The 20823-nt window shown below is 60.7% G+C and carries 19 protein-coding genes and 1 pseudogene; 12 read left to right on the top strand and 8 right to left on the bottom strand.

The features are described 5' to 3' along the window. Nucleotides 1-63 precede the first annotated feature (63 nt). Nucleotides 64-318: a hypothetical protein gene (locus AB4N84_RS28990; RefSeq protein ID WP_460044400.1), complete on the bottom strand. Its 255-nt coding sequence runs from the start codon at nt 316-318 to the stop codon at nt 64-66. A gap of 327 nt (nt 319-645) precedes the next feature. Here AB4N84_RS28990 and htpG point away from each other — a divergent pair, with 327 nt between their 5' ends. After that, nucleotides 646-2550, top strand: coding sequence for a molecular chaperone HtpG (gene htpG / locus AB4N84_RS28985; RefSeq protein ID WP_074753498.1), 1905 nt, complete (start codon nt 646-648; stop codon nt 2548-2550). Nucleotides 2551-2628: 78 nt separating this feature from the next. Further along, nucleotides 2629-3354, top strand: a complete 726-nt coding sequence (locus tag AB4N84_RS28980; RefSeq protein WP_074753403.1) for a dienelactone hydrolase family protein — start codon at nt 2629-2631, stop codon at nt 3352-3354. A 151-nt stretch (nt 3355-3505) separates the two neighbouring features. On the opposite strand, the gene AB4N84_RS28975 is transcribed toward AB4N84_RS28980, so the two are convergent. Continuing rightward, nucleotides 3506-4369, bottom strand: a complete 864-nt coding sequence (locus tag AB4N84_RS28975) for a pirin family protein (protein WP_460044399.1) — start codon at nt 4367-4369, stop codon at nt 3506-3508. 200 nt (nt 4370-4569) lie between these two features. On the opposite strand from AB4N84_RS28975, the pseudogene AB4N84_RS28970 reads away from it, so the two are divergent. Then, nucleotides 4570-5289 (top strand): annotated as a pseudogene (locus AB4N84_RS28970) (MCP four helix bundle domain-containing protein); the annotation flags it as partial. 42 nt (nt 5290-5331) lie between these two features. Beyond that, nucleotides 5332-6195: a methyl-accepting chemotaxis protein gene (locus tag AB4N84_RS28965; RefSeq protein WP_460047170.1), complete on the top strand. Its 864-nt coding sequence runs from the start codon at nt 5332-5334 to the stop codon at nt 6193-6195. A 194-nt stretch (nt 6196-6389) separates the two neighbouring features. Here AB4N84_RS28965 and fabB read toward each other — a convergent pair whose 3' ends face one another. The 3 genes from fabB to AB4N84_RS28950 form a co-directional block, all read right to left on the bottom strand. After that, nucleotides 6390-7610 (bottom strand): beta-ketoacyl-ACP synthase I, encoded by a 1221-nt coding sequence (fabB, locus tag AB4N84_RS28960; protein WP_074753401.1) that lies wholly within the window; start codon nt 7608-7610, stop codon nt 6390-6392. Between the two features lie 10 nt (nt 7611-7620). After that, entirely contained in the window at nt 7621-8136 is a 516-nt protein-coding gene (fabA, locus tag AB4N84_RS28955) for a 3-hydroxyacyl-[acyl-carrier-protein] dehydratase FabA (RefSeq protein ID WP_074753400.1), read from the bottom strand. A gap of 211 nt (nt 8137-8347) precedes the next feature. After that, nucleotides 8348-10273, bottom strand: a complete 1926-nt coding sequence (locus tag AB4N84_RS28950; RefSeq protein ID WP_460044398.1) for a response regulator — start codon at nt 10271-10273, stop codon at nt 8348-8350. Nucleotides 10274-10578: 305 nt separating this feature from the next. Between AB4N84_RS28950 and AB4N84_RS28945 the strand changes: the two genes are divergently transcribed. From AB4N84_RS28945 to AB4N84_RS28910, 8 genes are all read left to right on the top strand, one after another. Further along, nucleotides 10579-11604 (top strand): NAD(P)H-dependent glycerol-3-phosphate dehydrogenase, encoded by a 1026-nt coding sequence (locus AB4N84_RS28945; RefSeq protein WP_460044397.1) that lies wholly within the window; start codon nt 10579-10581, stop codon nt 11602-11604. 93 nt (nt 11605-11697) lie between these two features. Further along, on the top strand, nt 11698-11988 hold the full coding sequence (locus AB4N84_RS28940) for a DUF4389 domain-containing protein (protein ID WP_244165849.1): 291 nt from the start codon (nt 11698-11700) through the stop codon (nt 11986-11988). After that, nucleotides 11985-12443, top strand: a complete 459-nt coding sequence (gene sixA, locus AB4N84_RS28935; RefSeq protein WP_460044396.1) for a phosphohistidine phosphatase SixA — start codon at nt 11985-11987, stop codon at nt 12441-12443. Before AB4N84_RS28940 ends, sixA begins: the two co-directional genes overlap by 4 nt. Before the next feature lie 179 nt (nt 12444-12622). Further along, nucleotides 12623-13066 (top strand): hotdog fold thioesterase, encoded by a 444-nt coding sequence (locus AB4N84_RS28930; protein ID WP_460044395.1) that lies wholly within the window; start codon nt 12623-12625, stop codon nt 13064-13066. 113 nt (nt 13067-13179) lie between these two features. Continuing rightward, a complete protein-coding gene (locus AB4N84_RS28925; RefSeq protein ID WP_074753394.1) occupies nt 13180-14013 on the top strand; it encodes an alpha/beta fold hydrolase in 834 nt (277 codons plus the stop codon). Continuing rightward, complete coding sequence (locus AB4N84_RS28920; protein ID WP_460044394.1) at nt 14010-14864, top strand: alpha/beta fold hydrolase; 855 nt, start codon at nt 14010-14012, stop codon at nt 14862-14864. Before AB4N84_RS28925 ends, AB4N84_RS28920 begins: the two co-directional genes overlap by 4 nt. Before the next feature lie 150 nt (nt 14865-15014). After that, entirely contained in the window at nt 15015-15833 is an 819-nt protein-coding gene (locus tag AB4N84_RS28915; RefSeq protein ID WP_460044393.1) for a DUF4892 domain-containing protein, read from the top strand. A 97-nt stretch (nt 15834-15930) separates the two neighbouring features. Further along, on the top strand, nt 15931-16983 hold the full coding sequence (locus AB4N84_RS28910; protein WP_074753391.1) for an AI-2E family transporter: 1053 nt from the start codon (nt 15931-15933) through the stop codon (nt 16981-16983). 58 nt (nt 16984-17041) lie between these two features. Here AB4N84_RS28910 and xopAW read toward each other — a convergent pair whose 3' ends face one another. The 3 genes from xopAW to AB4N84_RS28895 form a co-directional block, all read right to left on the bottom strand. Further along, nucleotides 17042-17917 (bottom strand): XopAW family type III secretion system calcium-binding effector, encoded by an 876-nt coding sequence (gene xopAW / locus AB4N84_RS28905; protein ID WP_460044392.1) that lies wholly within the window; start codon nt 17915-17917, stop codon nt 17042-17044. A 256-nt stretch (nt 17918-18173) separates the two neighbouring features. Further along, nucleotides 18174-19277, bottom strand: a complete 1104-nt coding sequence (locus AB4N84_RS28900) for a sensor histidine kinase (RefSeq protein WP_460044390.1) — start codon at nt 19275-19277, stop codon at nt 18174-18176. Beyond that, nucleotides 19274-20026 carry a response regulator gene (locus AB4N84_RS28895; RefSeq protein WP_460044388.1) on the bottom strand — a complete coding sequence of 251 codons (753 nt, stop codon included), beginning with the start codon at nt 20024-20026 and terminating at the stop codon, nt 19274-19276. Before AB4N84_RS28895 ends, AB4N84_RS28900 begins: the two co-directional genes overlap by 4 nt. Nucleotides 20027-20823 lie beyond the last annotated feature (797 nt).

The following is a 20823-nucleotide window of genomic DNA, read 5'->3' as shown; positions in this document are numbered from 1 at the left end:
AACTTGACGGTATAAAAAATAAAGCCCGCGCAATGCGGGCTTTATTTTCAGGAACTTTGGAACTTACTGCTTAGTTGGTGCAGGCGCCTGTTCGTTAGCCTCTTTTGCGCGCTCTTGAGCGGCTTCGGCATTCTTCTGGGCGGCTTCCTGACTTTCTTTGGCGGCGTCGTTCACTTTGTCTTGAGCCTTTTGCATCGACTCCTGAGACTGCTGGGCGGCCTGGTTGGCATCTTGCTGTTTATCCTCGGATTTTTTGTCGCACGCGGCGAGGCCCAAGGTGGCAGAAAGCATGAGGGCAATGGCTAAAGTCTTACGCATGGGGTATTTCTCCTTATTGAATATCTACGAGCCTTCGAGCGCGCGCTTATTCCGTTAGTTCCATCATGCACACCGATAAATAAATAGCTGTTTCATTGGCGTTACGCGGGAAACCCGGATTCATGCGGGTTAAACGATTTTGCTCGCGCCGTCGCACCCGACCTGAACGGGGGCCATTAAAGAGCGCATGAAGAATGTGCGGTCACGTTGCCGGCGCTCTTGAAATCTGCGACCCAGCCCCCACCTTGATGACAACCCGTCGTCCAGCGTCAGAAGGGCATCGGACGGCTACCCCTATTTGTATGGACTGATTGGAGTTTGATGACCATGAGTGTGGAAACTCAAAAGGAAACCCTGGGCTTCCAGACCGAGGTGAAGCAACTGCTGCACCTCATGATCCATTCGCTGTATTCGAACAAGGAGATTTTTCTCCGCGAGCTGATTTCCAACGCTTCCGACGCGGTGGACAAGCTGCGTTTCGAAGCACTGTCCAAGCCCGAGCTGCTGGAAGGCGGTGCCGAGCTCAAGATCCGCGTGAGCTTCGACAAGGACGCTCAGACCGTCACCCTTGAAGACAACGGCATCGGCATGAGCCGCGAAGATGTGATTACCCACCTGGGTACCATCGCCAAGTCCGGCACGGCCGATTTCATGAAGAACCTCACTGGCGATCAGAAGAAAGACTCGCACCTGATCGGTCAGTTCGGTGTGGGTTTCTACTCCGCGTTCATCGTCGCCGATCAGGTTGAAGTGTTCAGTCGTCGTGCCGGTCTGCCGGCCAGCGAAGGCGTCCACTGGTCCTCCAAAGGGGAGGGCGAGTTTGAAGTCGCGACCGTGGAGAAAGCCGATCGCGGTACGCGCATCGTGCTGCACCTCAAGAAAGCGGAAGACGAATTCGCTGACGGCTACCGCCTGCGCAACATCATCAAGAAGTACTCCGACCACATCGCCTTGCCGATCGAACTGCCGAAAGAGCAGATCGCTGTCGAAGGCGAGCCAGCGCCTGTGCAGGAATGGGAAACCGTTAACCGCGCCAGCGCCCTGTGGACCCGTCCTCGTACCGAAGTGAAGGATGAGGAATACCAGGAGTTCTACAAGCACATTGCCCATGATTTCGAAAACCCGCTGGCCTGGAGCCATAACAAGGTCGAAGGCAAGCTGGAATACAATTCGCTGCTGTACGTGCCGGCCCGTGCCCCGTTCGATCTGTATCAGCGTGAAGCGCCGCGCGGCCTGAAACTGTACGTGCAGCGCGTATTCGTCATGGACCAGGCCGAGTCTTTCCTGCCGCTGTACCTGCGTTTCATCAAGGGTGTGGTCGACTCCAACGACCTGTCGTTGAACGTCTCGCGTGAAATCCTGCAGAAAGACCCGATCATCGACTCGATGAAGTCCGCGCTGACCAAGCGCGTGCTGGACATGCTGGAAAAACTGGCGAAGAACCAGCCGGAAGAATACAAAGGCTTCTGGAAAAACTTCGGTCAGGTCATGAAAGAAGGCCCGGCCGAAGACTTCGCCAACAAGGAAAAGATTGCTGGTCTGCTGCGTTTCGCGTCCACCTCCGACGAGAGCGGCGAGCAAAGCGTTTCCCTGGCCGAGTACCTGGCCCGTGGCAAGGAAGGTCAGGACAAGATCTATTACCTCACTGGCGAAAGCTACGCGCAGGTCAAGAACAGCCCGCACCTGGAAGTCTTCCGCAAGAAAGGCATCGAAGTGCTGCTGCTGACCGACCGTATCGACGAGTGGCTGATGAGCTACCTGAGCGATTTCGACGGCAAAGGCTTCGTTGACGTGGCACGTGGCGATCTGGACCTGGGCAAGCTTGATTCTGAAGAGGACAAGAAAGCCCAGGAAGAAGTGGCCAAGGATAAGGAAGGTTTGATCGAGCGTCTGAAGGCCGCACTGGGTGACGCTGTCAGCGAAGTCCGCGTCTCGCACCGTCTGACCGACTCGCCTGCGATCCTGGCCATCGGTGAGCAGGACTTGGGTCTGCAAATGCGTCAGATCCTGGAAGCGAGCGGCCAGAAGGTTCCGGATTCCAAGCCGATCTTCGAATTCAACCCGACGCACCCGCTGATCGGCAAGCTTGACAATGAGCAGAGCGAAGAGCGTTTCGGCGAGCTGTCGCACATTCTGTTCGATCAGGCAGCGCTGGCCGCCGGTGACAGCTTGAAAGATCCGGCCGCTTACGTGCGCCGTTTGAACAAGTTGTTGGTAGAGCTATCGGTTTAACATTTGTGTGCAGTCAAAACCCGCTCCGGCGGGTTTTGTCATTTGGTATTCCTTCATTCTCAGCAGCAGGAGTCGGCAATGAGCAACGTTACTGTGCAGTCCGTGGTGTATCAGATTGACGGGCAGAGCTACGAAAGTCGTCTGGTCTTCAGTGAAGGTGCCCAGGCGGCGCCAGGGCTGGTGATGGCGCCTAACTGGATGGGCATCAGCGAAGACGCCGAGCAGATCGCCAAAGAAGTGGCGGATAAGGGGTACGTGGTCTTGCTGGCTGACCTCTACGGCCAGAACGTGCGGCCGAAAAACGGCGATGAAGCTGCGGCGGCCATGATGCCGATGAAAAATGACCGTGCCTTGCTGAACAAACGCATGACGGCAGCGCTGGATCAACTGACCGCGCAGACCGTCGCCAAGGTGGACAAGGCAAGCCTGGCAGCATTCGGTTTCTGCTTCGGCGGCTGCTGCGCGCTGGAACTGGCTCGCACAGGCGCGCCATTGAAGGCTGCCGTGTCATTCCACGGCACGCTGGATACCACCAACCCGGCCGATGCGAAAAACATCAAGGGCAAGGTCCTGGTATTGCACGGCGCATCCGATCCACTGGTGCCGAAAGAGCAATTGCCAGCGTTCGAAGCCGAAATGAATGCCGCCAACGTCGACTGGCAGCTGCTGAGCTACGGCGGCGCGTTCCATTCGTTTACCGATCCGCATGCCAACAACCCTGGCGTGCAGATGTACAACCCGACAGTTTCAAAGCGCGCGTTCACGGCGATGCACAATCTGCTGGATGAAGTGTTCGCGGGCTGATGCAACGTTTTTGACACACCATTAATCCTGTGGGAGCGAATTCATTCGCGATGCGATGGCCCAGGCGATATAGCGGTCGCCGCTGTGCCGACGTCTCGCGAAAGAATTGGCATCCACCGGTTGTATGTCCGGCGTGACTGGTTGCGTGGTGCTACTTTCTGCTCACTGGCAACTCAATCCGCTCCACTTCCCCGGCCACTGTCGGCCAGTCTCCCGCCGCCCATTTCGCCCTTGCCTGATCAATCAAGGCCGGATCGCTGGCAACGAAATTCCAGTTCATTCTGCGTGGCCCATCCAGTGGCGCGCCGCCAATCAGTACCGCGTGGGATTCGCTTTCAGCGCTCAGTGTCGGTTCGTCACCTGTGTCCAGCACCACCAGGCTACGAGGCTCGACCGGTTCGCCATCCAGCAACATGTCGCCCGCTATCACGTACAACGCCCGTTGCTCATGTTCAGCGGGAATCAGCAGCGTGGTGGCGGTCTGCATCATCACTTGCGCATACAGCGTCGGCGACAAGACCGGAACCGGTGACTCAAGGCAGAAACCGTTGCCAGCGATCATGCGGATGCTGATACCCATGGCGTCGCTGACGGGCAAGGTCGCCGCCGGATGATGGCTGTAATGGCCAATGCCTTGCTCGTGGGTTTTGGGCGATGCCAGCCAGACTTGCAGGCCGTGCAGCCGCGACCCACTGTCGTGAAGCGCCTGCGGCGTACGTTCGATATGCGCGATCGCGCTCCCGGCGGTCATCCAGCTCACTTCGCCCGGCATGACATGCTGATCGCTGCCGAGGCTGTCTTTGTGCTGGATCTGGCCTTCAAAGAGGTAGGTGAGGGTCGACAGGCCGATGTGCGGATGCTGGCGGATGTCCATGCCACGCCCCGGCTCATAGGTGGTTTCCAGCATGTGATCGAAGAACACGAACGGTCCGACACTTCGACATTGGGCCGAGGGCAAGGGACGCAGAATCGGTTGGCCTTCGACGTCTTCCGCGCGGGGTTTGATGGTCAGCATGGCAGGGCTCTCGATAAACAGGGCAACAGAATACAAAGCATAAACGCAGCCGTCTGGATCGTCTGTGCTCACAGCTGGCGGTCATAAATTATTACGAACTAGTTAGTGAATTGTCCTACAGCTTTCGGGAGCGTAAGCCGATACAGAAAGCGACAACCGGCTGCTCTTTTTTCAGCGCAGGGTTTGGGAAGGGACCCACTATGACCGTCAGAAACATGAATATCGCACCCCGGGCCGCACTGGGTTTTGGTGTGCTTGCCCTGCTGGTTTTCGGTCTGGGGGCGTTTGCCCTGCTGCAGATGTCCAGCATGCGCAAGCAGTCGGACCTGGTGGAGAGTAAATGGCTGCCCAGCGTCATGGACCTGGGGACGATGGGCCAGGACTTGATGCGGATCAGGACGTTGACGCTGCGACTGATGCTCAACCGCAGCGCTGATGCGCTGCAGGAGAACTACGCCAAGATCGATCAGCTAAAAGCCGGGTTGCAGTCCACCGATCAGCACTATGTCGCACTGATTGAATCGCCCCGTGAGCGTGAACTGTATGAAGGTTTTGCCACCGCCAAACAGGCTTACTTTCAGCGGCAAAATCGCGTCATGGAGCTGTCTCGGCAAAATCAGATGGACGATGCCTTGCAGGTCATCAACGGCGAAATGAATCAATACGCCGACAAGATGACCCAGGCACTCAACGAACTGACGGCGATCAACAAGAAAGGCGCGGGTGAAGCCACTGATCTGGCGCAGCAGGTCTTCGGCAGTGCCCAGAGCTGGGTCATGGGGATGATCGTCCTGACCGCGCTCATTACGCTGGCGCTCGCGTGGGGGTTGACTCGCAGCATTGTGCAGCCGCTGGCTCAGGCGCTGGGTATCGCCCAGGTCATCGCGGCTGGCGACCTTACCGCTGATATCGTCGTTCAGGGACGCGATGAGCCTGCTCGTTTGCTGGAAGCGCTGAAGGCCATGCAGCTCAGTTTGCGCCGCACGATTTTGCGGATTTCCGATTCGTCCAGCCAACTCGCCTCGGCGTCGGAGGAGCTGAGCACGGTGACCGAAGATTCGACACGCGGTCTGCACCAACAGAGCCTGGAAATCGATCAGGCTGCCACGGCGGTCAACCAGATGACCGCAGCGGTCGAAGAGGTGGCGCGCAACGCGGTTGCGACCTCGCAGGCTTCCGACGAGTCGGAGCGTATCGCTGAGCGTGGCCGTCAGCAGGTCAAGGAGACGGTTGCCTCGATCAACCACCTGGCTGAGGACGTCACGCAGACCGGTGATCAGGTCGGCGTCCTTGCGCAGAAAGTGTACGGCATCACCAAGGTGCTGGACGTGATCCGCTCGGTGGCCGAGCAGACCAACCTGTTGGCGCTCAACGCTGCCATTGAGGCGGCGCGTGCGGGCGAGGCAGGCCGCGGCTTTGCCGTGGTCGCGGACGAGGTGCGTGCTCTGGCCCATCGCACTCAGTCGTCGACTCAGGAAATCGAGCAGTTGGTCAGTGATATTCGCCAAGGCACGGATCAAGCGGTCGAGGCCATGCAGGGCAGCAACAGCCGCGCACGTTCGACCCTGGAGCTGGCGCAGTCGGCGGGCGTGGCGCTGGACGAGATCGCAGCAGCGATCACGCTGATCACCGAGCGCAATACGGTCATCGCAAGCGCGTCCGAAGAGCAGGCGCAGGTCGCGCGTGAAGTGGACCGTAACCTCACCAACATCCGCGATCTGGCGTTGCAGAGTTCTGCCGGTGCCAACCAGACCAGCGCGGCGAGTCATGACCTGTCGCGCCTGGCGACAGACCTTAATGGCATGGTCGCGGCGTTTTCGGTGTAGGCATAAGGCGGCATTCGTTCCGGAGCGCGCTTGCCCGCGAAAACGGTGTGTCAGTCCACATCGTGTCGTTCGGTGTGGCGCATCGCGCGCCAGGCGCGCTCCTGCAAAAGCGACAGTGAGTCAGCTAACACAGGTATTCACGCCCACAAAAAAGGCGCCTCGAGAGGCGCCTTTTCATGTTGCGGCAGACTGTATTACTTGCCGGTCCAGCGCTTCATCACCAGCGTGGCGTTGGTGCCACCGAAACCGAAGCTGTTGCTCATGACCAAGTTGATCTCGGCGTTTTCGCGCGTCTTGGTCAGGATTGGCAGGTCAGCCACTTCCGGGTCCAGTTCGTCGATGTTGGCCGAGCCGGCCATGAAGTTGCCTTCCATCATCAGCATGCAGTAGATCGCTTCGTGAACGCCTGCGGCGCCCAGCGAGTGACCCGACAGGCTCTTGGTGGAGCTGATGGCCGGAGCATTGTCGCCGAACACTTCACGCACGCCTTTCATTTCCGCAACGTCGCCGACCGGGGTCGAGGTGCCGTGGGTGTTCAGGTAGTCGATCTTGCCGTCGACGGTGGACATCGCCTGCTGCATGCAGCGGATGGCGCCTTCGCCGCTTGGAGCGACCATGTCGTAGCCATCGGACGTCGCGCCGTAGCCGACCAGTTCGGCGTAGATCTTCGCGCCGCGTGCCAGAGCGTGTTCCAGTTCTTCAACCACGACCATGCCGCCACCGCCTGCGATGACGAAGCCGTCGCGGTCGGCGTCGTAAGCACGCGAAGCCTGTTCAGGGGTTTCGTTACGCTTGCTCGACAGTGCGCCCATGGCATCGAACAGGAACGACTGGCTCCAGTGCTCTTCTTCACCGCCGCCGGCGAACACGATGTCCTGTTTGCCCATCTGGATCTGTTCCATGGCGGTGCCGATGCAGTGAGCACTGGTGGCGCAGGCAGAAGCGATGGAGTAGTTCAGGCCCTTGATCTTGAAGGGCGTCGCCAGGCAGGCCGAAACGGTGCTGCTCATGGTGCGGGTCACGCGGTACGGACCGACGCGCTTGACGCCTTTCTCACGCAGGATGTCCAGCGCTTCCATCTGGTTGAGGGTCGACGCGCCACCGGAACCGGCGATCAGGCCGGTACGCGGGTTGGAGACCTGCTCTTCGGTCAGGCCGGAGTCGGCGACCGCGTCTTTCATGGCCAGATAGGCATAGGCCGCAGCGTGACCGACGAAGCGGTAGATCTTGCGATCGATCAGCTCTTCGAGGTTGAGGTCGATGGAGCCGGATACCTGGCTGCGCAGACCCATTTCGGCATATTCCGGATTGAAACGGATGCCAGGGCGACTTGCACGCAGGTTGGCGGAAACGGTGTCTTTGTCATTGCCCAAGCAGGAAACAATGCCCAGACCAGTGATAACGACGCGGCGCATGCGAATACCCTTAGAAATTGTCAGTGGAGGTGAAGACGCCGACGCGGAGGCCTTCGGCGGTGTAGATTTCGCGACCGTCCACGGTCACCGAACCGTCGGCGATGGCCAGGTTCAGTTTGCCTTTGAGGACGCGCTTGATTTGAATGTTGTAGGTGACTTTTTTGGCAGTCGGCAACACCTGACCAAAGAATTTCACTTCGCCCGAACCCAGCGCACGGCCGCGGCCCGGCAGGCCTTGCCAGCCCAGGAAGAAACCGACCAGTTGCCACATGGCGTCCAGGCCCAGGCACCCCGGCATCACCGGATCACCTTCAAAGTGACAGGCGAAGAACCACAGGTCCGGAGTGATATCCAGTTCGGCGACCAATTCACCTTTGCCGTACTTGCCGCCTTCTTCGCTGATATGAGTGATGCGATCAATCATCAGCATATTGGGGGCGGGCAGTTGCGCGTTACCCGAGCCGAACAGCTCGCCGCGACTGCAGCGCAGCAGATCTTCCCGGGTAAAGGCGTTTTGTTTGGTCATGCGAGCTCCTCGATAATCCTGTGCGGCAGGGTGTGGCAATGCTTACCCAATCTGACCAGCGGGTCATTCCTCAGCTGGCAGCCTACTCATAGACTATTGCGTTGTAATGAAAGTCACAGCACAGGCGAAATGAAAGTACACCTGTGCACTGAAATTTTCCGTCCGCGCGTCGGCGCAGTTCGATCACGGCACACAAGACTGCCGCAATTTATCATTTATCGCCAGTCGCAGATGCCTTAAAGGTCAGCCAACGCTGTAAAACCTGCTGTAAATCAGTGCGTTTGAACGGCTTGGCCAGGTAATCGTTCATACCTGCCTGCAGGCAGATCTCGCGATCACCGTGCCGGGCGTTGGCGGTCAGGGCGATGATGGGCAGCGTTTCGAGCTCTGGAAGCTGGCGAATTCTGCGCGTGGCTTCGTAGCCGTCCATGACCGGCAGGCGGCAATCCATCAGGATCAACGCGTATTTTTCCTGGCTGGCCATGCTGACGGCTTGCGCGCCATCCCCCGCGACACTGACCTGAAGCCCGAGGCTGCGCAACATGGCTTCGACCACGGTGCGGTTGACCGGGTTGTCCTCGACCAGCAGGACACAGCCGTCGCGCTCTTGCGGCATTTCGCCGACAGCGCCCGATGGCGGCACAGGTTCTTCCTGCTGGACCTGTTGTAGCGGAATCTCCAGATGGAACACCGAGCCCAGTCCCTCGCTGCTTTCTGCGTACAGCGATCCGCCCATCCTTTCCGCCAGATTGCGCGCGATCGGCAGGCCCAGCCCGGTGCCGCCGTAGCGCCTTGAAATGGAGTTATCGGCCTGCTGGAACGCGTCGAACATGGATTCCAGCAGTTCCGGAGAAATACCGATGCCGCTGTCGCGCACCGCGCAGGTAAAGAGAATGTGTTGCGCGTCACTCTGACGCCAGGCGGTTTCGACCCGCACGCTGCCGAACTCGGTAAATTTCAGCGCATTGCCGATCAGGTTGACGAGGATCTGGCGGATACGGGTCGGGTCGCCTTTGACGCGCAGCAGATCCAGCCCGGGCTGCACATCCAGCTCGAGCGCCAGGCCGCGCTGCTGTGCATTGTGGGCGAACGCCTGAACCGAGGTGGCAATCAGGTCGGCCAGGTTGAACGAAATGTTTTCCAGTTCCAGTGCGTCGCGCTCAAAGCGCGAGAAGTCGAGGATGTCGTTGATCACCCGCAGCAGGTGCTCGGTGGACTCGGTGGCCAAGGCGGAATATTCAGCCTGTTCCTCGGTCATCTTCGTCGTTCCCATCAACTGCAGCATGCCGAGCACACCATTCATCGGCGTGCGCAGCTCATGGCTCATCATCGCCAGAAATTCGGACTTCGCGCTGTTGGCACGCTCCGCTTCCTCGCGGGTTCTGATCAACTCGTCCATGGCTTGTTTCTGTTCGCGACTGGCTTTCTCCAACCCAAGCGCCAGATTGTTGATATGGCGGGCAAGGTCGCCCAGTTCGGCGTCGTCGGCCACCGGCAAAGGAGTGGTGTAGTCACCGTGCTGGATGGCCTTGACCGCATCGCTCATGGCACTGATGGGTTGAGACAGGCTGAGGGACAGGCGTCTGGCCAGGATGTAGGTAAAGAGGAGGGCGAACAGCGCAAGGATCCCGGCCTTCAACAGGATTTCCTGCTCGCGCACGTTGAACGCGTCGCTGGACATGCCCACCAGAACGCGCCCTAGATAGTCTTCGATGGGCACGCCGGTCATGTCGTCACTGTCGTCCAGGCGATTACCGTCCTGCTTGACCTGTTGCAAACGGATAGGCGCCTGGAAGATTTCCATCTGCCGTGAGCGTGTCCCGTCTGGCGCTTGCTCGACATGCACGAGCACTCTGCCCGTGTTGTCCTGAACCTCGAGAAAGCGTACGTGGGGCGTGCTCATCGTGGCTTTCATCAGGCTTTCGAGGACATCGTTGTTGCCCACGATCACGCCATATTCCGACGCTGGCGCCAGTTGGTTCGCAATCAACTGGCCCGTGTGATTCAGCTCCTGACGCAAGTCCTGAATGCGCACCACGGTGAAAAAACTGATCAATAAAAGCGTCAACAGCAGGGCGGGGCCCAGACTGAGAATTTGCGTGCGGGTGCTGATGTTCCAGCCACGTTGCGACGTCATGGCCTGATACCGGCTGTCATGGGTTGCTTCATGTGCCACTGCTCACGCAAGACAGGGGGTGCAGGTGCACGGGTGTGCCATGGAATCGAATCTCATCGGGAAAACGACCTAACGATAGCTCAACGGATGGGTTGCGGAATTTTCATCCGAGGTGCGCATCTTAACCGAGCCGTAGGTAATTTCCTTGTGAAGAGTAGGGCCACGGCGAGAGGCGTGCCGCTGTCGTGTTTTGCCGCTGGTGGCGAGCCCGGCGCTCCGTATAATGCAGCCATCGCCAGTTCTGATGGCTCTAGATGGATTGTTTTATGACCCAACAGCAACCGATCGCAGTCCTGGGTGGTGGCAGCTTCGGGACAGCCGTGGCCAACCTGCTGGCCGAGAATGGCCACCGGGTCTTGCAGTGGATGCGTGATCCCGAACAGGCGGAGGCCATCCGCGTCAACCGCGAGAACCCGCGTTACCTCAAGGGCATCAAGGTGCTCGAAGGGGTCGAACCGGTCACCGACCTGCAGCGCGCGTTGAGCGACAGCGAACTGGTCTTCGTCGCATTGCCCTCCAGCGCGCTGCGCAGTGTGCTGACACCCCATGTCGATTTGCTGAGCGGCAAGATGCTGGTCAGCCTGACCAAAGGCATCGAAGCCCAGACCTTCAAGCTGATGAGCGAGATCCTCGAAGACATCGCGCCGCAAGCGCGCATCGGTGTGCTGTCAGGGCCGAATCTGGCGCGGGAAATCGCCGAGCACGCGTTGACGGCCACGGTGGTCGCCAGTGAGGACGAGGACCTTTGCCGACAGGTTCAGGCGGCACTCCATGGTCGCACCTTCCGCGTGTACGCCAGCGCCGACCGGTTTGGTGTGGAGCTGGGCGGGGCGCTGAAGAACGTCTATGCCATTATTTCCGGCATGGCCGTGGCGCTGGGCATGGGCGAGAACACCAAAAGCATGCTGATCACCCGCGCGCTGGCAGAAATGACCCGTTTCGCGGTCAGCCAGGGCGCCAATCCGATGACCTTCCTGGGGCTTGCCGGTGTAGGGGATCTGATCGTGACCTGCTCGTCGCCGAAAAGCCGCAATTATCAGGTGGGTTTCGCGCTGGGGCAGGGGCTGAGCCTGGATGAAGCCGTGACCCGCCTGGGCGAAGTGGCAGAAGGCGTCAATACGCTTAAAGTGCTCAAGGTCAAAGCGCAGGAGTTGCAGGTGTACATGCCGCTGGTCGCCGGGTTGCATGCGATTCTCTTTGAAGGCCGCACGCTGGAGCAGGTCATCGAGCTGTTGATGCGGGCCGAACCCAAGACTGACGTCGATTTCATCTCTACCAGTGGGTTCAACTGATCCCATTGCCCTTACGTTTTCCCCTCCATGGAGAAGCCCTTGAACGAGTCAAAACTCAAGCAGCACGAATCGATTCTGCTGCGCATCCTGTGGATGCTGGTGTTTGTGGTGGTCTGGCAGGTGGCCGAGATCGTCCTGGCGGTCGTGGTGCTGGTGCAACTGGCGTACCGGTTGTTCTATGGCGCGCCGAGCCTGAGCCTGATGTCGTTCGGTGACAGCCTGAGCCAGTTTCTGGCGCAGATCGGTCGCTTCGGCACCTTCCACACCGATCAGAAACCCTGGCCATTCGCCGACTGGCCAGCGCCGCGTCCGCCGGAAGGTGAAGCGCCACACACCGTTCCCGCCGCCGCGCACCCGGTGCGTGATGAGGAACCGAAGCTATGAAAGTGTGGATTCTGCGTCACGGCGAGGCTCAGAACCGGGCGCGCACGGACGCTGAACGTGAACTGACGGACAATGGCCGTGAAGAAGTCCTGAACAGTGCGGCGCATCTGCTGGGCCAGCCGCTGCGCTGGATCATCGCGAGCCCCTATGTGCGGGCGCAGCAGACCGCTGAACTGGTGCGTCAGGCCTTGGGGTTTGCCGATGCGGTGGTGACCGTGCCTTGGTTGACCCCGGAAAGCGACCCGCGCAAGGCGCTGTCCAACCTGGACCTGTATGCCTCGGACGATGTGTTGATCGTCAGCCATCAGCCGCTGGTGGGTTCACTGATTGGTCTCGCAGTGCATGGCGATCTGCAAACCGCTGAGCCGATGCACACTGCCAGCCTGGCCGAGCTTGACGCGGACTTTCCGTTGGCCGGGGCGATGGAGCTGGTCAGGGTTCGGCATCCGGAGTAAAAGCCCTGACCTCTCTTTGTAGAGGCGCGCTTGCCCGCGAACGCGGTCGATCAGACACAGCCATGCTGGCTGATACGACGCAGCCGCGGGCAAGGGCGCTGTCATCACCGTTCGGCATTCTCCGCCATCCTATGAATTCATGGCACCGGCAGAGGTGCCTCCAACAACAAGGAAAAACCATGGCCCTATGGCGTGAAGCACCCAACCTCGACGCGCTCAACGCGATGCAGAAAAACACCATTGGCGAGATGCTCGACATTCGTTTCGAGGCCTTCGACGAACAATCCCTGACCGCCAGCATGGTCGTCGATCACCGCACGCATCAGCCGTACGGCCTCCTGCATGGCGGTGCATCGGTGGTACTGGCGGAAACCGTGGGGTCGTCGGCCAGCTATCTGGTCATCGACACCAGCAAATACTTTTGCGTCGGGCTTGAAATCAACGCCAACCACCTGCGCGGCCTGCGCAGTGGTCGGGTGACCGCGGTGGCGCACCCCGTGCACATTGGCCGTACCACCCACGTCTGGGACATCCGCCTGACCAGCGACGAAGGCAAGGCCAGCTGCATCTCGCGGCTGACGGTCGCGGTGGTTCCCCATGGCGAGCAGCCGCCCGCGCGCTGATCGGGCGTGCCCATGACCGGAGTGTCATCGCCGATGGCAGTTCCGGTCATTGCCGCGTCAGCCAGCGGGTGCGCACAATTGCCGCCTGTTCAAGGTTCTCTGGATGCGCTGGCATGACCCAACCCGTGTTTTTCGCTCACGCCAATGGCTTCCCCTCGGCGACTTACGGCAAGTTGTTCGCAGCGCTGGGTGATGAGTTTCAGGTGACGCACCTGGATCAGCATGCCCATGACCCGCGTTTTCCAGTGACCGATAACTGGCCCAACCTGGTTGACGAGCTGGTTCACCATTTGCGCGAACAGTCTCAACCGGTGTGGGGCGTGGGGCATTCGCTGGGCGGCGTGTTGCATTACCACGCTGCCTTGCGCCATCCCGAGCTGTACCGTGGTGTGGTCATGCTCGATTCACCGGTGCTGACCCGTTTTGATCAATGGATGATTCGTGCCGCCAAGCGCTTCGGCTTCATCGATCGCATCACACCTGCCGGTCGTACGCTTGGACGCCGCGAAGTGTTCAGCGATCTGGACGCCGCGCGCCGTTACTTCTCTGGCAAAAATCTGTTCCGTCGGTTCGACCCTGAATGTTTTGAAGCGTATCTGCTGCACGGCTTGCAGCCCGATGGCGAGCAGTTGAGGCTGCGTTTCGACCCGGCCACCGAGATCAGCATCTATCGCAGCGTGCCGCACACCAGCCCAGGGATGGCGCGTCATTTGCGCGTGCCGCTGGCGATGGTGCGTGGCGAGCACAGCGACGTGGTGCGGCGGCATCATGCGATGTCGGTGAAAAGCATGCGCGAAGGCGAGTATCTTTCGGTACCGGGCGGCCACATGTTTCCGCTCGAACACCCAGAGGATACCGCGCAGATGCTCAAAAACCTGTTCTCCCGCTGGTCTGCGCGCAGTCGCGCCGCCAACGATTTGCTGGCACGCCAGCAAGCCCGCGCATGAGTTGTTCGGTTGAAGAAGTGCGTCTGAGCCTGCCGCACATTGAGCTGGCGGCGCATTTGTTCGGGCCGCAGGACGGCCTTCCGGTCATTGCCTTGCACGGCTGGCTTGATAACGCCAACAGTTTTGCCCGTCTGGCACCCAAGCTGAAGGGACTGAGGATTCTGGCGCTGGACATGGCCGGTCATGGTCACTCCGACCATCGGCCTGCGGGCGCCGGCTACGGCCTGCCGGACTACGCCCACGACGTGTTGCAGGTCGCCCAGCAGATGGGCTGGGAAAAGTTTTCGCTGCTCGGGCACTCATTGGGCGCCATTGTTTCGGTGATCATCGCGGGGGCGTTGCCCGAACGCATCAACCGGCTGGCCTTGATCGACGGCCTCATTCCGCCGTTGGGCGAGCCCGAAGGCGCCGCGGAGCGCATGGGGGCGGCCCTGCAGGCGCAACTCACGCAGTCGAGCAAACGCAAACCGGTCTACGCGGACATGGACCGCGCGGTGGAGGCGCGGATGAAAGGGGTGGTCGCGGTGAGCCGCGAGGCCGCTGAGTTGCTGGCTCAGCGTGGCTTGATGCCGGTGCCTGGCGGTTACACCTGGCGCAGCGACAGCCGCCTGACCCTGGCATCGGCGATGCGTCTGACCCGCGCCCAGGCGCTGTCTTTCGTCAATGCGATCCGCTGTCCTGCGCAGTTGGTGGTGGCAGAGGAGGGCATGCTGGCTCAGAACCAGACGCTGCTGGCGAGTGTGCCGTTCGAGGTCACTGCACTGCCAGGCGGGCATCATCTGCACCTCAACGACGAGGCGGGTGCATCCGCTGTTGCAGACTGTTTCAATCGGTTCTTCGCCGTTCCTTGACTTGCGCGGTGCAACTGTCGAGGCTGGGCGGGTTGAAACAGGAGACTGCATGATGGACCACCGCCCACGCCCGACGATTTCACCTGCCCGCAAGCCGCACCGTCGTGCGGCATTCGTTTGCCTCCCGATGTTCACTCCATGAGCGCCCCTATGCATTTATCACGTGCTTTAGGGGTGGTGCTGTGCCTGTCCGTCTACGCCAGTGTGAGTCAGGCAGCGGATGTCACTGGCAGCCAGGACTTCGCCAATCTGCCGCGACCCACGGATGCCGAGATCGTCGATTACCGGCCAGCCGCCGAACTCGAACGTATCTACCCGATGGGCTCCATTCGCAAGATCAGCGGCCAGTTGCGTTTCGACGGCCAGGTTTCGTCGCGGGGCAATGCGACTTCCGTGACCTATGAATTACCGCCTGAGCGCTCTGCCGACGAGGCGTTTACCGCTGCCCGTGAAGCTTTGCAAAAGCAGAATGCACAGCTGTTGTTCTGGTGCCAGGCGCGCGATTGTGGCGAAAGCAGCCTGTGGGCCAACGAAGTGTTCAGCAACTCCAGGCTCTACGGTGCCGACAGCGGGCAGGCGTATTTACTGCTGCGCCTTGCCGCACCGGACAACGACACCCTGGTGGCGCTGTACAGCATCACGCGGGGTAACCGCCGGGCGTATCTGCACGTCGAGCAATTCCAGGCCAGTGCGCCGCTTGGAGAGTTGTTGCCCACCTCGGCGACCCTGCTGCGAGAGCTGAAGAGCTCAGGCGATTTGAACCTGCCCATGCTCACTGGCGCACCTGCCGAACCGTGGATCACCTTGTTGTCACGTGGTTTGAATCTGGACAGCACGATTCGCGTGACGCTGTCCGGGGCGCAGAACGATGCCTGGCGCGAAGCGCTGGTCAGCAAAGGCGTTCGCGCGGCGCGGCTGGAAGCGGGCAGTGTAAAGACCTCGGGATTGACCCTTGAACTGATTCGCTGAGACGCGCTCTATCACAAGCGTTGCAGACGGCAATGGGCGAGCCGCAGGGTTCGCCGTTATGCTCATGATCTTGACCCCTTTATCTGCGGAATAACCCATGCTCAATAACGATCGCCTGTTGGTGCAGATTCTTCTGCTGGCGTTGCTCGGTGCGTGTTTATGGGTGATGGCGCCATTCTGGTCGGCGCTGTTCTGGGGCGCGGTGCTGGCGTTTGCCAGTTGGCCGCTGATGCGCCTGCTGACGCGTGCGCTCAACGGGCGCGAGTCGCTGGCGGCAGGCATCCTGACCCTGGGATGGATGCTGCTGGTGGCGGGACCTCTGGTGTGGCTGGGCTTCAACCTGGCGGATCATGTGCGCGACGCTACGGCGTTCGTGAAGGACGTACAGGTCGACGGGCTGCCGGATCCACCGACCTGGCTGGGCAGCATTCCTTTTGTCGGTGAACGGCTGGTGGGTTACTGGACCACGATCGACCAGCAGGGCGCCGCCATGCTGGCCAGCGTCAAACCGTATCTGGGACAGGTCGGCAACTGGCTGCTGGCGCGCAGCGCGCAGATCGGCGGCGGCATTCTGGAACTGACCCTGAGCCTGGTGTTCGTGTTCTTTTTCTATCGTGACGGGCCGCGTCTGGCGGCGTTCGTGCTCAGCCTGCTGGAGCGGCTGATCGGTGAACGCGCGCAGTATTATGTCGATCTGGTGGCCGGGACCGTACAACGGGTGGTCAACGGGGTCATCGGCACGGCGGCGGCTCAGGCGCTGCTGGCGCTCATCGGCTTCCTTATTGCTGGCGTACCCGGTGCGCTGGTGCTGGGCATCGGCACCTTTCTGCTGAGTCTGGTGCCCATGGGACCGCCGCTGATCTGGATTCCGGCCACGGCCTGGCTCGCCTGGAAGGGCGAGTACGGCATGGCGATCTTTCTCGGCTTGTGGGGCACGTTCATCGTCAGCGGCGTCGACAACGTGCTCAAGCCTTACCTGATCAGCCGCGGCGGCAACCTGCCTTTAGTGATCGTGCTGTTGGGCGTGTTCGGTGGTTTGCTGGCGTTCGGCTTCATCGGTCTGTTCATTGGTCCGACCTTGCTGGCAGTGGCCTACAGTCTGTTGCTTGATTGGGTGGGGGACAGTCGGGCGCGGCAATTGCCGAAGTAGAGGAGAGACAACCTGCGAAAACCGCCGTCGGGCTATGTCCGACGGCGGTTTTGTTTTTTCAGGCAGACGTACTGACGTATTTACCCGCCGTCGCGCTGCTGTTGAGGTTATAGCGATCGCTCAATGCCGCGACCATGCGGTTCAAGGCTTCGGTGGCCTGCGTCGTGGTCTGTTGCTGACGGCTGCTGTCGGGTGTCAGCGCTGCGGTTAATTCATCGGCGCTGACGCCGCCGCTGCTGTCGGCATCCAGTGCATTGAACAGCGAAGTGACGTCATCGGTGCTGCTGGTAGCGCTTGTGCTGCCGGTGGAACTGCCGCTTTGCAGCGCGCTGGTCAGTTCGGCGGCGGTGATGCTGCCGTCACTGTCGGTGTCCAGGCTGCTGAACAGCTCGCTGGAATCCTGCGCGGGCGGGGGAGGTGGCGGTTGCTGCGTTTGCAGGCTGGCGGTCAGTTCGTCGAGGCTGACGGTGCCGTCCTGGTTGGTGTCCAGCGCGTCGAACACCTGGCTGCTGTCGGCGCTGCTGGCCGAGCTGCTCAGCGCGGCGGTCAGTTCGTCACTGCTGACGTTGCCATCGCCGTCGGTGTCCAAAGCGCTGAGCAGGTCCTGAGCTTCATCGGCGGCAGAGCCTGCGTCCATTTGCATGGGAGGCGGCGGGGGTGGGGTCATTGAGGCCAGTTCGTCGGCATCCAGACTGTCATCGTCGTTACTGTCGAGGTCACTGAACGCTTTGCTCAGGCTGACGGTGATGCCGTCTTTGGAGTCCGACGTCAGGGCCGAGCTCAATTCGTCCTTGTCGATACTGCCGTCGCCGTTGGTGTCGAGTTTCTTCAGCAATTCGTCGGCGAACTTCTTGCTGTTGCCAGTGGCGCTGGTGGTACTGCTTGAGCTGACGTAACTGGAATAACTGCTGCTGCCGCTGACGCCTGTGATCATCGGACTGACTCCCATCAGATGGATAAAACCGGCTCAGTGCACCGGCTTATGCAGCGTCTACGGGGCGCGTGTCGTGGGTATGTGGGGTTTGTAACGAGGGGCTTACGCAGGCAGGGCTCGCATCGGGTTCACGCTGTGGGAGCGAATTCATTCGCGATGCGGTGGCGAATCTGGCGTGGACGTACTGGATTTGCCGGCCTCTCGCGAATGAATTCGCTCCCACGTAAAAACGTATTCGGCTCAAACCGTCAGGGTTTCAGACTCTTGGCAGGTCCAGCACGGCTGTCAGACCGCCACCGGGTGTTTCTTCAAGGCGAAGGTCGCCGCCCATGCGTCGGGCGGCTTCGCGGGCGATGGTCATGCCAATGCCGACGCCGCCGGAATTACGGTTGCGCGAGCCTTCGACCCGGTAGAAGGGCTCAAACACCGCTTCGCGCAGGTTGGCAGGAATGCCGGGGCCGCTGTCGGCCACACGCACCACGAGGCGATCGCTGGCGTCTTCGATCATCACCCTGGCGTGCCCGGCATAGCGCAGTGCGTTGTCGATCAGGTTGTGCAGGCAGGACCGCAGGGCCATGGGCTGGGATTTGAGCGGGCGACAGGTGCCGCTGGCTTCGACATCGTCGCCATTGTCCTGAGCGTTTTCGGTGAGCGATTCGATCAAGGCCTGCACATCGAAATACTGCAGGGCTTCGCTGGTGCGTTGCTCGTTCAGGTAGGTCAGGGTCGCGTCGAGCATGGCGATCATGTCGTTCAGATCCTGAGTCATCTGCCCGTGCAGTTTGGGCTCTTCTATCTGCTCGACGCGCAATTTCAGTCGCGCCAAAGGCGTGCGCAAATCATGGGACACGGCGGCGAGCATGCGCCCGCGCTGCTGCACCTGTTCGCGGATGCGCTCCTGCATGAGGTTGAAGGTCAGGGCCGCTTGACGGGCTTCGCGCGGGCCATTGAGCGACAGCGGCATGCTGTCGAGGTTTTCACTGAGGCGCTCGGCTGCCTCGCTCATGCGCCGGATCGGCCGGCTGAGTGCCTTGGCGCCGAACCAGGCAGCGATCACCAGGCTGATCAGTTGAAAGAGCAGGGGAATAAGCGGAATCCCCAGAATCGGCGGGCGTCCAGGTGGCGGCGGCGGGGGGCGCAAGGCGTCCATCGCGCTGTGTGCAAGCGTTCCGTCCTGCCGGGGAGGCGGCGGTTGTTGCGGCGGATGCCCGGATTGCCTGGACTCCCAGCGCGCGTCGGGCGGTGGCATCTTCGGCCCGTAGTAGTGAAACCAGGCGAAGGCGAGCAGGTGTGCCAGGATGATCGCCAGCAGCGCGCCCCCGAACAGTCGGGCAAACAGTGTGTCGGCGGAGCGGATCAACCAATGTCCCTGGCGTCGAACATATAGCCTTCGCCACGTACGGTCTTGATCAGTTGCGGGGACTTGGGATCGTCACCCAGTTTTTGCCGAAGGCGCGACACCAGCAGGTCGATGCTGCGATCGAACGCTTCGATCGAACGACCACGTGCGGCATCCAGCAATTGCTCACGGTTGAGGACGCGGCGCGGGCGTTCGAGGAAGACCCGCAGCAAGCGGAACTCGGCGTTGGAGAGCGGCACGACCAGCCCGTCCGGTGCGGTCAACTGGCGCAATACGCTGTTCAGGCGCCAGTTGTCGAAACGCAAGGTGGTGCGTTCTTCGGTGCGGTCGTCACGGACGCGGCGCAGGATGGTCTGGATCCGGGCCACCAGCTCGCGGGGCTCGAACGGCTTGGCCATGTAGTCGTCGGCCCCCAGTTCCAGACCGATGATGCGGTCGGTGGGCTCGCAACGGGCGGTCAGCATCAGGATGGGGATATCCGACGAACTGCGCAGCCAGCGGCACAGCGACAAGCCATCTTCCCCCGGCAGCATCAGGTCCAGCACGACGACGTCGTAGGTTTCTTCTGCCAGTGCTTCACGCATGGCGTTGCCGTCAGTGACGCCGGTGCTCTGGATATTGAAGCGTGCGAGGTAGTCGCACAGCAGTTCGCGAATGGGTACATCGTCATCGACGATCAGCGCGCGGGTAGTCCATCGGCGCTCGTCAGCCTGTGCGTTGGCGGTGTTGCTGTCTGGGGTTGTCTGCATGTTGCTGCCGCCATGTGATGCCGCCGGGGTGGGCTGCGGGTAAGGAACGACGCTGCCATGCTACTTCGCTGGCGAGCGGGGCGGAAGGGTGAGGGGGGCAGGTGTCGGTGGATTGTCGTGAATGTATCAAGAAATGTACAAGGATCGGGTTTCGGCGTTGCGCTGGCTTTTCTGGCGCGGCGTATCGTGTGTATATCTGATATTCAGGGTGGCGCGGGGTTTGGGTTCTGCCTAACGGCAGAAGCGTTCCGCCTTCGGCGGGTTACTTGAAAGGACCCCAAGTAACCAAGGGTCTGAGGCTCCCGGTTTGGCCCGACTTCGTCGGGTCCCTTCACTCCGGCGACGCTCCGTGGGCCCGCCGCCATCGGCCATCCATGGCCGGGGGCGGCTCTCGCGGCATCCATGCCGCTCGGCCCACTGCGCGTCGCCTGCGTTCAGCCTGCACCCAAGTCGCGTTTGGTGGTGCCTGCGCTATCGCGTACTAGGAGCGACGCGTGCTGGAGCTAACGCTCTTCGCTTTTTTGGGTTATGCATCCATTTCCAGCACTCCACTTCTTAGTGTAGGAGCGCGCTTGCTCTGGGCCGCACTCGGACGATCTGGCGGGAACCGGCAGCAAATCCTGTGCATGCGGAGTTCCAGACACAATTGAGTCGTCTGATTTTGCTACCGCTGCGCGGTAGATCGCGGGACAAGCCACGCTCCTACAGGATTCGCGTTATTCGATGCTTTTGATTTTGCTGTTCTAGCGCGATAGTCCAGACACCACAAATCGCGACTTGGGTGCAGGCTGAACGCA

This window comes from Pseudomonas sp. S2_H01, assembly GCF_054668305.1.
The sequence above is the reverse complement of the archived record's forward strand: the minus strand, read 5'-3'. Positions and strand labels throughout refer to the sequence as shown.